This window comes from Shewanella fodinae (assembly GCF_014651955.1).
Lineage (GTDB): Bacteria > Pseudomonadota > Gammaproteobacteria > Enterobacterales > Shewanellaceae > Shewanella > Shewanella fodinae.
Map to the genome: position 1 here is coordinate 42,901 of NZ_BMXW01000014.1, position 12,382 is coordinate 55,282.

Below are 12,382 nucleotides of genomic sequence, written 5' to 3' on the forward strand. Positions count from 1 at the left end.
CAAGTATAGCGAGGCATTACTCACCAGTTAACTCACCGCTTGGATGCAACAGATTGAAACGTACAAGAACAGGTTGGAAATGAAAAGCCCTGATAATTTAGGGCTTTGATAAATATTGGAAAGCTTTGGAAAAACAAGAGAAAATTATTCAACATTCGGATCTGCTCAGTGAGTAGTGGTCTAGGCCCTTTCAAAATCAACAAATTATCGAAAAGAAACCGCTCAAAAATGCCTGTTTGCCCACCAAACTGCCCACCACTTGCCTATGGCTTTTACTAAATCTTAGTGGTTAGCAATGGAAAAACAGTGCCGTTTTTATGCTGCTGTTAGGACTCGAAAATAGCAGTTTTAAAAGGCTTTATCGAGCACGATTTTTGTCAACATAGTTTGGCCATTTTTTCGCTTGTTCTATGCGATAGTGGTGAGTCAGCAGGAAACTCACCTAACCAGAAATGGACATTATGGTGTCCGTTTTAATAGAAACAAGCTTGATATGGATATTATGGTGTCCAAGAGTGATAAATCAGAGTGTCGAATGGTCGGCATTCAGGTCTACAAATTGTTACCTATAAGGTCACTTTGTGTAGACCTCTAACCGTTGAATTTTCCAGTTCAGTAAACGCATGGACGAGTACTCGACTTGCATTTCACACTTTTACGCGCATAAAAGTGTGATTTGGTGGCCTTTGGAATTCAGGGATTCACATCATCGCCTTGGCCAACGCGCAAGCTAAACCTAAAAGTAGGATATAAATCCAATTATATTGATTAAAATGGGAATATAGTCCTACATTTAGCTTATTGGAGTTGCTTGGATTTCAAGGTTGGACTATATTCCCAGTAATGATTAAATAACGGGAATATAGTCCCTTATGTTGGTGATATGGCTAAGCGTGATTTGCACAATGTACTGTTTCCAAAGCAACGCAAAATCCTGACGCATTTTGGTGAGGACTTATTGTTAGCGATGAAACGACGTGGTTTTACAAAAAAGTTGCTGTGTGATCGTACTGGCTTTGATCATAAAACCGTGAATAAAGTCTTCGCAGGTGATCCTGGCGTTGCCATAGGAACTTACTTAAAGGTGATGGCCGTTCTTGGCATGGAAAGCAACTTTGCAGAAATGGCCGCCCATGATGAAGTGGGTCTCAAGCTGCAAAATATAAAATTGCTGGAAGGTTCAAGATGAGTCGTGAAATCGTTGAAGTCTATGCCGACTGGCAGCCAATTGAAGCACCTTTGCTAATAGGGCAGCTTGCTTACAGCGATTCAAGCCGAGGTGGCGTGTTTAGTTTTGTCTACGAAAAAGCATTTTTAACGTCAGCCTATCGCTTGCAAATTGATCCTATGTTGATGCTTCACTCCGGTGAACTCTACAACGATGAAGCCGATAAAAACTTTCGTGCATTTCTCGATTCATCGCCTGATAGATGGGGGCGTATTTTAATGCAGCGGCGTGCGGCCATTGAAGTGCGCAAGGGGATTCGTGCAACAAGTCGATTAAACGAACTGGATTACCTGCTGGGCGTGCATGACTCATACCGGATGGGGGGGATTCGATTTAAGCGAGCAGGCTTGGATGCTTTCTTAGATGACAATTCTGAGTTTGCTGCGCCGCCAATGGCTTCTCTGCGAGAGCTAGAGCACGCAGCAATGCAGATTGAAAAAGACGATAACATCGACAGTGACGAGTATTACTGCTGGTTGAAAATGCTGATTTCTCCAGGCTCATCATTAGGCGGTGCAAGGCCCAAGGCTTGTGTGACAGATGAGCAAGGCCACTTGTGGATTGCCAAGTTTCCCAACTTAAATGATACCCATGACGTGGGGGCGTGGGAGATGGTTTGTTATGAATTGGCGTTGGTGGCAGGTGTTGACATGTTTCCAAGTGAGATTAAACGATTTTCCTCTGGGCATCATACATTTTTAACAAAACGGTTTGACCGAGACGGTGACCAGCGACTGCATTTTTCATCGGCTATGACACAGCTTCAATACTATGACGGTGAACAATCTCAAGGTGCCAGTTACTTAGAGATTGCTGAATTTATTTCCAATTGTGGTGCACAAACCGAAGCTGATTTAGCACAGCTATGGCGTCGTATCGTGTTTAATATTGCGGTGTCCAACACGGATGATCACCTGCGTAACCATGGATTTTTATTAACAAAGAATGGTTGGAAGTTATCACCCGCTTATGATTTAAACCCGATAGTGGGTAAGCATGGCCTGCATCTGAATATTACCGATGCAGACAACGCTTTAGACTACCAATTAGCGTTTGACGTAAAAGACTTCTTCCGACTTTCGCAAACCCAAGCCACGCAAATTTACGATGAAGTATTAATTGCGGTTAAGCAATGGCAAACCGTTGCTAAGCAGCTCGGGATCAGCCGAGCCGAGCAAGCCATGAAACAATCGGCGTTTAACGTTTAATGAATCAGTGAAACTATATTTTCATTTTTTAGTATATAGAGAAGTTATAGTTTCACTTTTATGCTTTGCCTCACACTCCGAGTGTTGTAACACACTACTCATCCCTTGGGTTTTTGGGGCAGTTTGGGCAACGCCTTAATTCACCAAGCCCCAGTCTTAACGGCGTCTGAGGCGCAGCCACGAGCCAAAACACTAGGTAAAGGCTCAACCAGCTTCAATGAGATTGTGTGAAGTTGTGGTTTTCTTTATAACAAATATCAAGCTATTTAGCCTTGTTGTTGAGTTTGGTTCTCGTTACCAAAGCATTTGTTCGTAATCCACACATCATTCTCCGGCTCACAAAGGTGGTGCAGCAGCGCTAGGTTGATCTGGTGGCTGATCACGCTGGCGTTTCGTTTTTGGCTTTCCTTTATCAAACCTCTCAGTAATAACCCCGTACAAGATTTGCCCATTTGCTCTGGCGCGCTGGGCAAACAAAAAGTTCGGTTTTGCTGTTTGGGGGGCAAGGTAGTGCGTTTTCCTGTTTTAGATAGAGGCGTAATGCACCAAAAGATACAGGCGTTGGCGGGTGCGTTTGCTTGCAGTGTGTTGGTTTGACTCGTGTCATCCCTATATACGGGTAACAAATGTGCTGGTAACAAAACTAGCCCTCTTTGCGCGTGGCCATCAACCTCAGGTAAAGGCAGCCAATACAGGTTTGGCCATTGCTAGGGGCTTTGCCATTTTTCTACGATCACTTGTGCGCCAATACTATTCAGCCATTAGTGAATCGGGCAGCCTGGGTGCGCTTGTTTAACGCGCGGTAACTGATAGGTCAGCCAGCGGGTTAAACGTTCGGCCGCATTATCGCACTGGCTTAGCGCGGGGTAGAGGGTAAACGCGCCATGCCCAACCAGTAAAGCGACCACCTGCTGTATCCATTCTCTGTCGCAATCATTGCCACTTGCCCATAACACATCACTTATCAACTTGTTGGTTTTTTCATGCCGTCTATTTTCAGTGGTCAGGTGCAGACTCGGTGGTGAAATAGATGAAAGAAATGGCCATCAAACTAACCAGTCAAATCGGTTTGTCCTGATGACCTGTACGCGGCTAACTGTTTGAAATACATCGTCCAATACAGCGCTGTTTGGTGGCATCCAACTAGTGCAAAAAAATCGAGACGCCAAACGATCATTTGCATTCTGGGTTGTAAAAATCAAACGGTTTGTACTTCGGTGTCGAGGTTGGTTTAGGGTGCAAAAAGTGCCAAACCTTGCTTTGAGCCAGTACTGGCATGGCCTCCCGGCTTTGGATTTCAATCGAGAAGCCAAACAGTAAATGGGCTAATTTCCCTGTTTGGCTTTTCGATCCAAAAGCCAAACGGATAGTGGTTTTGGCGTATGGGTATAAAGGCATGGGGAAGTGTTGAACGAAGAGCGGCTTGCTAATTTGACTTCGTATTTGTTGAATACGCGTTGAGTGAAGGTCGCTTGTCACGGTTACCATCAAAGTACTCAAGGGCGTACCCCATTGCCTTGTAGCTTTTCTCGCGTTTTTTAAACATGCGTTGCAACATAGGAAGGGCACAGTCCACATAGTCGTGAATGGTGACTTGTGTTTTTCCGTCCGATTCACGATGAATGCGACCGGCATATTGGGCCAATGTACCTTTCCATGCGATTGGCATGGCCAAAAACAACGTATCCAACCTTGGCAGGTCAAATCCTTCGCCCACATATTTTCCTGTTGCGACGACAACTTGAGCCGATTGCAGATGATTGTCAGCGTTCTTGCGTTCCGCAGCTTTCATGGCGCCTTTGAGTACGACAGTGTTTATACCCATCTCGGTAAGTCGTGAGTGTATGTACTCTGCGTGCTCTCTGCGCTCTGTAAGGACTAACGGGTGTCCGCCATTTTGAACACACTGAGAGGCGTCTGAGACAATTTTTGAAGTGCGCTGTTCGTTATCGACGAGCCAGCGGTAGGCATCGCTTATTTTTGGGCGCTCATCTGTCTTTATTAGCTCAGCTGGCGGTATATCGTAGAGCTGATGAATTATCACGGTTTGAGTAAATTGCTCATCAGGGCTTTGTTTCACTTTGTAGCGAATGGGCCCTGCTGCCATAAAAATGATCTTTTGATGGCCATCTTGTCGCTCTGGTGTTGCTGTTAGGCCCAACACATATTTTGCTCTTACCTCGTTGAGTACCAATTCAAACCTTGGCGCGGATAAGTGATGGCATTCATCAACAATAATGTGGCCGTAGTCTTGGATGAGAGGCGTGATGGTGTTGTCTTTTTTATTGACCAAGCTTTGGTAGGTGGCAATGTCGATAATGCCACTCGGCTTTCTTTTCCCCCCGCCTATACTGCCAATGTTTACGTCGGGTAGGAACGTGCGTAATCGCTCTTGCCACTGTTCGAGCAATTGTCGGCTATGAACTAGTATTAGGGTATTTACTTTGCGTTTTACGATCATGCCAATGGCAGTAACCGTTTTTCCAAATGCGGTCGGCGCGTGCAAAATACCGAAGTCATGTTTCGTTATTGCGGCCACCGCTTCCCGCTGATTCTTTCGCAAAGTGAATTCAGGGGTAAGTTTTAATAATGGTTTGCCGGTTTCACGCTTATCGTCAAACAGTAGCGAAATATTATGTTCTTGTAGCAAAGCAATCGCATCATCGAGACAGCCTCGCGGTAGTGCTAGATAACCGTTTTCGATACGAGCACAGGAAATAAATCTTGGAATGCCATGGGTTGAAAAGCGCAAAGCTTGTGTTTTAAAAAACACAGGATTAGAAAAACTAGCTAATCGCTTTAGTCCTGCCAGTAGTGGCCCAGGTAACTCGTTCATCAAAAAGTAGATATGGTTGGCCAAGGTAATGGTCACGTTTTTCGGCAAAGACTCTAATTTTATTGGTGCGGCTTTGGCTGTGATTTCCCAAGGTGGGCGGTTATCTGTTAGCCCTTGTTCGGACAGTAATAGGGTATCGGGTGCAATGGTTGTTATGAGTTGATCAATACTCGACTGAGTGAGCGTTTTAAGCCCAGCAAGGTACCGCCATTGATCGTCAATCGCATTCAGTTCACTGTCAACAAAGCAACTACGACCTGAAAGGCGAGCCTCCTTTTGAAGTGGTAGCGCAATGAGATTACCAAACCCGCCTTCAGGAAGGATATCTTGGTTAGGAAAGAGCCTGTCATAGGAGTCAAACGATAGATTTGGAAATATTTCCATGGCTTTATCAAGCAAAGCGAAACCAAGTGCCCTAGCTTGGTTAGCTGGGATGTTGGTTTCAAAAAAGATCCATAAGTGCGCCCCGTTGCCAGAACGCGAGATTTCTATCGCGTGGGGAATATCAAACGCTTGGCACGCTTTAGATATTGCTTTGACTTCTTCTTGCCAACAGCCTTTGTCAAAATCGGCTGCCAACAAATAGCACGAATTATCTTTCAGTAATGGATACAGACCAACCACTTGATGACCGGCAAGGTGCCTGTAAATAATGTGCTCGTTTAATTCGCTAAACTTTCGGTGTGAACAGTTTTGGCATTTAATGCGGGGTTTGTTGCATAGCCCGCTTACCCACTCATTATCACAGGCTACGGAATAGCCACTGCGGCCCTGTTGGTTTTGCCAACGATTGGCGAAGATATCCTCTCGTCCACGAAATCGTTGTCTGAATAGGGCGACTTTTTGTTCTGGGGTGAATGTCTGTACTGAACGCTCGTTTTGAGCGTTTCGTAAAGCCTCTCTTAGTGCGAGAAGCTGCTGCTTTTCGTTTTCAAGCTCAGCTAGCCTGTTATCAATAGCCGAAATGTTTGGGTAGCGAGCGTCATTCATGACAACATAATTTTTATGTGCAGCGCTATGAAGCGCGAACTTGCGGCGGTTTGATCAGCGACTCTGCTGGAATACCTAGCCCTTCATGAAGTTTCCAAATCATTTTTAGCGTGAGTGATCGCTTATGGTTTAGGATCTCATAAACACGATTGCTTTTACCTATCATGGGTTCAAGATCTTTAACCGTTAAGCCTTTACGCTCCATCTCAAACTTTATTGCCTCAACAGGGTCTGGCAAATCCATTGGAAAATGCTTTGCTTCGTAGGCTTCAACTAACGTAACCAAAATGTCCAGCTTTTCGCCTTCGACGGTATCAGGCTCCGCCATCATTAGGCTTTCGATGTCGTTTAATGCCGCGCGGTAGTCGGCATCTGTTTTAATAGGTCTGATGTCCATTATATTTACCTCTTGTTACTACCTTTTGGCTTCAAATCGTTTGCACATCAATTTTATCGTATTGTGCATGGCTGCCGATAAACCGTATGTAAACCACCTTGTAGGCATAATTGATCCAAACAACTAACCGGTATTTATTACCGGCAATGTTAAACACGACACGCCCATCTTTGAGGATGCTGGCATTTCTAAAGTCCTGTTTCACATCCGACGGTGATCCCCAATCAGTGTTTAATGCATGCCTATACCACGCTAAAGTTGGCTCTTTAGCGTCAATGTATTCTGGGCTGTCTTCCCAAAATGTTTTTAAGGTTGATAGTGCGATAATTCTCATAAATAGATGTTAGTCCCATATTGGGACTTTTGCAAGTTTGTAGTTTGATTGACTGAAAGGAGTTGTTGGCACGGCCCCCAATTGCCCCATTCCTTGGGGCAGTGTAATTTCCTCTTATTCACTTTCTAAGGCTCGGCATATCAAGTGTTGCCCCATTGTCCCAACTGCCCACGGTAAGTGAGCAAATGGGTGGCTTGTTAGTTTCTCCTGATTGGCTTTTTCGGCATACGGCTGCGTTTGCCATCGATGAAGGCTAACACCCTGAACTAATAGAATGATTCTTCATAACCTAGGCTGTACGTTGGGCGTGCAGGCGGGATGAGCCCCAGTTTGCGTCCTAGACTGACAATCACGTAGAACGTGAGTTTTAGCGTCAGCTAAGGAGCGAGTACCACGAATACCATCAGGCAATACCGAGTAAGTGCGTAGCCTATACCATAAGGCTGTTCGAGTAGGGCAATGCCAATACACCAGCCAAGGCCTGCCAGCATGGCTATTGGAAAGGTAATGGGGGCGAATCGCATCATAAATGGCATGTTAACGCCCTCCTGCGTGCTGTTGCGAATGTGGCTCAAAGTTCACCAGTGGTTCAACTACATCAGCCACGGTTTGATGGGCAATTCGGCGCTCTTCAAAGTAATCGTGGCGGTCGTAGATGCCCTCAACGCCTTTTAGCTTATGATTAAGGCAGCGTTCGGTCACGTTGCCTGCAATGCCCAAAGAGGCGGCAAGGCTGCGAAAGGTGCGGCGCAAATCATGTACGGTGAAGTGTTCAAGTTTGCCCATTTTATTGGGAGGCTGTTTTTTGCGCCCAGGCTCGCGACCAAAGAGTTTAGAAATGGCACCGTTCAGCGTATCTGGCCCCATATGTGGACGATGGCTTGCTCGTCTGGCTGGGAAAACATAAGGCGAGCCACAAGCGCGGATTTGCAACTCGTTAAACCAAGCAATGGCTTGGCATGGTAAGGGTATGCTGATTGGCACGCCGGTTTTGCTGCGTTCTTTGGGCAGATCCCACACGGCTGTGGTTAAATCCATTTCACGCCACATGGCTTCGCACAATTCGCTTTTGCGTACGCCCAACACCAAAAACAGGCAGCAAGCGAGGTAGTTGTCGCGGCCAAAGCTATTGATATGGGTATGAAACACGCTAAAGGCGTAGTGAATTTCCTCTTTGCTGAGCATCCTGTCTTTACTGGACTCCACGCCACCTGCATCGTCCACGGTAAATGCTGCGGCTGGGTTGTTCAGCGTTAAGTCGAGCTTTATCGCATGTCGAAACAGCTGTTTCATGTACATCAAGGTGTCGTTGGCAATGGTAGGGCGGTTACTTTGTCGAATGCGTTTTAATACTTCACGAACATGTGTTGGCCGCACTGCTTGGATAGGGAGTTGACCAATCAATGGTGCAATCTCTTTGGTAAAAACACGTTTGGGTATATTGGGGTGCTGTAATCGGCGACTTAAGTCTTTGGCATACCAGTCTTGAAACAGCTGACTGACATTTTGGATCTCAGGGATGGTTTCAATAGCGCGAATTGCTAATGGGTCTTCACCTTGCTGAAGTTGTAGCTGCATTAGACGATTTAAGTCGAGCCTCTGCTAAGGTCATGCTTGGGTATTGGCCGAGCGTGGCTTCTCGTCGTCCGTTTAGGCTGGGATACCTTTTAGCATCCAATACGGCATGCCAGATTTTCTTACGCAAAAATAAAGGCTATTACCATCACTGCATTTTTTGTTTGCTGCTGCGGTGCGAGCATAATACTGCACCTGAGTTGCGGTTAGTTTTGCTATCGTTTGTTACTCTATATTCCTAAGAAATCGTCAAAATTTGCTCACCATTGCCCACCACGGTTTGTTTATCGAATGGTTCGATAGTTGAGTGAACAATCTGCAAGCAGCACGATAAGTGGAGATGGCATAAGCCGGTGGTGAGATAGATGCAAAAATCTGTTCACCAGATACCTTGACTTTTTGCTTATTGAGTCAAAAACAGGGTTTGCCCACCATTTTGCCCACCACTTAAACAGCAACTGGTAACGGACATCTGCAAACCGATTTGGACGGGGAAAATTAAAAAGTCCTGAATTTACAAAGAAATAGCAGGACTTTTAAGACATTCTTGGACGGTAAAAAAATTATTCGATGTTTTGGATCTGTTCGCGCATCTGCTCTATTAAAACCTTTAACTCAATGGCAGCGGCAGTGGTCTCAGTGCAGATAGATTTAGACGCCAGCGTGTTTGATTCGCGGTTAAATTCCTGCATCATGAAATCTAAGCGGCGGCCCTCGGCACCACCTTTTTTCAGGATACGCCGGGCTTCTTTAACATGTGCCTCAAGGCGATCCATCTCTTCCGCCACATCCAGTTTTTGGGCAGTCAGTACCATTTCCTGTTCAATGCGAACAGGGTCGAGTTCGCCTTTCACTTCTGCCAATCGGTTGGTGAGTTTTTCACGTTGCCACTCGATGACTTTGGGCATTTGTTCTCGGACGATTGCGATCTGTTGTTCTACACCTTCCAGGCGGCTCAGCAGCATGGCGTTAATCGCTTCGCCTTCACGGGCTCTGGCTTCAATAAACTGATCAATGGCATTATCAAACGCTGCTAATAGCTCGGTGCCTATGGCATCCATGTCTTGCTCTTGCGCAGAGATGACTCCTGGCCAACGCAGAATGTCCAGTAACTCCAATCGGCCTTCGCTAGCTTCGTCTTTTACCCATTGAGCGGCTTTCAATAATTGCCGAGCCAAATCTTCGTTGAGTGTCAGTTGGTTGTCTTGGTCACCTTTCAGTTCATAACGGAGATTCACTTCTATTTTTCCACGGTTAAGCCGTTGTCGAAGTTTGTCTCGCAGAATCGGCTCCAAGCTCCGCAGCTGTTCAGGCAGGCGCAGATAGGTTTCCAGGTAACGTTGGTTAACGGAACGAATTTCCCAAGACGCATTGCCCCAGGTAGCTTTATGCTCTACGCGGGCATAGGCGGTCATACTATGGATCATGAAAGTATCCCGTAAGTCGTTTGTGACGATAAAGCCTTGATTATAGACATCTGTCACCTAGGGTTAAAGGCATGTCGGCCAGAATCGCAGGGTGGTGTTAGATCTAGCGTAGCACTCCCTGGTGTCAGGTCCTATAATAGGCGCCACATTTATTAGATTCAGGAAGTTGTTATGCGCCCCAGCACCAGAACACCGGCTCAAATCCGCCCGGTCACGATTACCCGCCAATACACAGCCCATGCCGAAGGCTCAGTGTTAGTTGAATTTGGCAACACCAAGGTGTTATGTACCGCGAGTTTTGAAGAAGGCGTTCCGCGTTTTCTGAAAGGGCAAGGACAGGGGTGGGTAACTGCCGAATATGGCATGTTGCCGCGCTCAACGCATAGTCGCATGGACCGTGAAGCGGCGCGAGGCAAGCAGTCTGGCAGAACCCAAGAGATCCAGCGACTCATTGGCCGTTCTTTGCGGGCAGCGGTTGATATGAAACTGCTGGGCGAAAACACCATCGTTATTGATTGTGACGTGATCCAGGCCGATGGTGGCACCAGAACCGCAGCGATTACCGGGGGCTGTGTGGCGTTGGTTGATGCCCTGAATTGGGCGCGCGCTAAGGGTATTATCAAGACTAATCCGCTGAAGTTCCTGATTGCCGCTGTGAGCGTCGGTATTTTTGATGGTGAGCCGGTGTGTGACTTGGAATATGTGGAGGATAGCGCCGCCGAAACCGATATGAATGTGGTGATGACTGAAACCGGCAAGATTATTGAAGTACAGGGCACCGCTGAGGGTGAACCCTTTAGTCACGAAGAACTGGCAAGCCTGCTGGAGCTGGCCAAACATGGCATTCGCGAAATCGTTGATGTGCAGAAAGCCGCATTAAGCTAAAAACAATATTGATAACCAAGTACACTACCAACCTTACATAACAGGAACTGACGTGAAAGCTTATCAGCGAGAGTTTATTGAATTTGCCTTACAACGTAATGTGCTGCGTTTTGGTGAATTTACTTTGAAATCCGGTCGTAAAAGCCCCTATTTTTTTAATGCCGGGTTATTTAATACCGGTGGTGATTTAGCTCGTTTGGGACGGTTTTATGCGGCGGCGTTGGTTGACTCAGACATTGAATATGACCTGTTGTTTGGTCCGGCTTACAAAGGTATCCCTATCGCCACCACTACGGCGGTAGCGCTGGCAGAACATCACGGTATTGATATCCCCTATTGTTTTAACCGTAAGGAAAAGAAAGATCACGGTGAAGGCGGCAACTTGGTTGGCAGTGATCTTAAAGGTAGGGTTATGCTGGTTGATGACGTGATTACTGCGGGCACGGCTATCCGAGAATCCATGGAGATTATTCAGGCTAATAGTGCGATGTTGGCAGGGGTGTTGATCGCCTTGGATCGCCAAGAAAAAGGTCGCGGCGAGTTATCTGCCATCCAGGAAGTAGAGCGTGATTTTGGCTGCCATATTGTTGCGATCATTAAGCTGGCGGATCTGATAGCTTATCTCAGCGAAAAGCTGGGGATGGAAGGTGAGCTGGCGGCAGTTCAAGCCTATCGCCAGCAGTATGGGATATGAACGAATGTGACTATAAAAAGCTTGGCTCTGCCAGGCTTTTTTACTTTATAGTGCGTTAACTTCAAGGGTGTAAAAATTCAGCTCTGGTGGCTGGGTTGGATTTGAAAATCCCTCCTAGCGCAGTGGTAGTGGTGGAGCTGGTGGAGTCCATGACCCCTCGAGCTTTGACGCAGTAATGCACAGCGTCGATTTTCACCGCGACATCTTTGGTTTCCAGTAACGCCTGCAAGGCCACCAACACCTGTTGTGTCAGTCGCTCCTGCACTTGGGGACGCTGGGAAAAGAAGCGCACAATCCGGTTGATCTTCGACAGTCCAATAATTTTTTTACGCGGCAGGTAGGCGATGGTAGCCGTGCCATCGATGGTGACCAGATGATGTTCACAAGTACTTGTCAGGCTGATATCCTGCACTCGCACCATCTCATCAAATCCCATTTTGTTATCAATCACCGTGATCTTCGGGAAATTCTGGTAATCCAGTCCAGAAAATATTTCATCAACATACATCTTGGCGATGCGTTTTGGGGTATCTGCCAGACTGTCATCGGTCAGATCCAAGGACATCAGTTGTAGAATATCTCGAATATGTCCTTCGATTTGGAGTTTGCGCTCATCATTACTTAGCTTGCAAGGCACCATAGGTGTTTCCAGCCCTTTTGCTAGCAATGCTGCCTGCACGGTTTTTGCTGCTTCTGATAACGCCATTTATAGTTCTCCTGTGCAGAAACCAGCGAAACATCGACTGCACATTACGGCGGTTGTGATATTCCTCACATTATATCGGGATGCGGAGGATACTGCCATTTG

11 protein-coding genes and 1 pseudogene are annotated in these 12,382 nt (G+C 46.5%); 4 read left to right on the forward strand and 8 right to left on the reverse strand.

Annotation, left to right across the window (positions count from 1 at the left end):
* Positions 1 to 883: 883 nt before the first annotated feature.
* Together IE064_RS12935 and IE064_RS12940 are read left to right on the forward strand one after the other, a co-directional pair.
* Positions 884 to 1,189, forward strand: a complete 306-nt coding sequence (locus tag IE064_RS12935; RefSeq protein ID WP_189618143.1) for a transcriptional regulator — start codon at positions 884 to 886, stop codon at positions 1,187 to 1,189.
* Positions 1,186 to 2,436 (forward strand): type II toxin-antitoxin system HipA family toxin, encoded by a 1,251-nt coding sequence (locus tag IE064_RS12940; RefSeq protein WP_189618144.1) that lies wholly within the window; start codon positions 1,186 to 1,188, stop codon positions 2,434 to 2,436. Before IE064_RS12935 ends, IE064_RS12940 begins: the two co-directional genes overlap by 4 nt.
* 761 nt (positions 2,437 to 3,197) lie before the next feature.
* Here IE064_RS12940 and IE064_RS18335 read toward each other — a convergent pair.
* The 7 genes and pseudogenes from IE064_RS18335 to IE064_RS12975 all read right to left on the reverse strand — a co-directional run bounded on the left by IE064_RS18335 (position 3,198) and on the right by IE064_RS12975 (position 9,995).
* Positions 3,198 to 3,344 (reverse strand): hypothetical protein, encoded by a 147-nt coding sequence (locus IE064_RS18335; protein WP_229800044.1) that lies wholly within the window; start codon positions 3,342 to 3,344, stop codon positions 3,198 to 3,200.
* Between the two features lie 518 nt (positions 3,345 to 3,862).
* Complete coding sequence (locus IE064_RS12950; RefSeq protein ID WP_189618145.1) at positions 3,863 to 6,262, reverse strand: TOTE conflict system archaeo-eukaryotic primase domain-containing protein; 2,400 nt, start codon at positions 6,260 to 6,262, stop codon at positions 3,863 to 3,865.
* Between the two features lie 25 nt (positions 6,263 to 6,287).
* Entirely contained in the window at positions 6,288 to 6,659 is a 372-nt protein-coding gene (locus IE064_RS12955) for a helix-turn-helix domain-containing protein (protein WP_189618146.1), read from the reverse strand.
* Between the two features lie 31 nt (positions 6,660 to 6,690).
* The gene (locus IE064_RS12960; RefSeq protein WP_189618147.1) at positions 6,691 to 6,993 is read right to left on the reverse strand and encodes a type II toxin-antitoxin system HigB family toxin; all 303 of its coding nucleotides are present in this window, start codon (positions 6,991 to 6,993) and stop codon (positions 6,691 to 6,693) included.
* A 377-nt stretch (positions 6,994 to 7,370) separates the two neighbouring features.
* On the reverse strand, positions 7,371 to 7,529 hold the full coding sequence (locus tag IE064_RS18160; RefSeq protein WP_229800046.1) for a hypothetical protein: 159 nt from the start codon (positions 7,527 to 7,529) through the stop codon (positions 7,371 to 7,373).
* A gap of 1 nt (position 7,530) precedes the next feature.
* Positions 7,531 to 8,787: pseudogene (locus IE064_RS12970) on the reverse strand (tyrosine-type recombinase/integrase).
* 344 nt (positions 8,788 to 9,131) lie between these two features.
* A complete protein-coding gene (locus IE064_RS12975; RefSeq protein ID WP_189618148.1) occupies positions 9,132 to 9,995 on the reverse strand; it encodes a YicC/YloC family endoribonuclease in 864 nt (287 codons plus the stop codon).
* 171 nt (positions 9,996 to 10,166) lie between these two features.
* On the opposite strand from IE064_RS12975, the gene rph reads away from it, so the two are divergent.
* Together rph and pyrE are read left to right on the forward strand one after the other, a co-directional pair.
* On the forward strand, positions 10,167 to 10,880 hold the full coding sequence (gene rph / locus IE064_RS12980) for a ribonuclease PH (RefSeq protein WP_133040717.1): 714 nt from the start codon (positions 10,167 to 10,169) through the stop codon (positions 10,878 to 10,880).
* 52 nt (positions 10,881 to 10,932) lie between these two features.
* A complete protein-coding gene (gene pyrE, locus IE064_RS12985; RefSeq protein WP_189618149.1) occupies positions 10,933 to 11,574 on the forward strand; it encodes an orotate phosphoribosyltransferase in 642 nt (213 codons plus the stop codon).
* A 61-nt stretch (positions 11,575 to 11,635) separates the two neighbouring features.
* Here the strand turns inward: pyrE and folE are convergent, their stop codons facing one another.
* Positions 11,636 to 12,280, reverse strand: coding sequence for a GTP cyclohydrolase I FolE (gene folE / locus IE064_RS12990; RefSeq protein ID WP_133040113.1), 645 nt, complete (start codon positions 12,278 to 12,280; stop codon positions 11,636 to 11,638).
* Positions 12,281 to 12,382: the final 102 nt, after the last annotated feature.

Bases quoted from the DNA above. Each gene is read 5' to 3' on its own strand.
- IE064_RS12935 (WP_189618143.1), top strand. From the start codon at position 884: ATGGCTAAGCGTGATTTGCACAATGTACTGTTTCCAAAGCAACGCAAA.
- IE064_RS12940 (WP_189618144.1), top strand. From the start codon at position 1,186: ATGAGTCGTGAAATCGTTGAAGTCTATGCCGACTGGCAGCCAATTGAA.
- IE064_RS12950 (WP_189618145.1), bottom strand. From the start codon at position 6,262: ATGAATGACGCTCGCTACCCAAACATTTCGGCTATTGATAACAGGCTA.
- IE064_RS12955 (WP_189618146.1), bottom strand. From the start codon at position 6,659: ATGGACATCAGACCTATTAAAACAGATGCCGACTACCGCGCGGCATTA.
- IE064_RS12960 (WP_189618147.1), bottom strand. From the start codon at position 6,993: ATGAGAATTATCGCACTATCAACCTTAAAAACATTTTGGGAAGACAGC.
- IE064_RS18160 (WP_229800046.1), bottom strand. From the start codon at position 7,529: ATGCCATTTATGATGCGATTCGCCCCCATTACCTTTCCAATAGCCATG.
- IE064_RS12975 (WP_189618148.1), bottom strand. From the start codon at position 9,995: ATGATCCATAGTATGACCGCCTATGCCCGCGTAGAGCATAAAGCTACC.
- rph (WP_133040717.1), top strand. From the start codon at position 10,167: ATGCGCCCCAGCACCAGAACACCGGCTCAAATCCGCCCGGTCACGATT.
- folE (WP_133040113.1), bottom strand. From the start codon at position 12,280: ATGGCGTTATCAGAAGCAGCAAAAACCGTGCAGGCAGCATTGCTAGCA.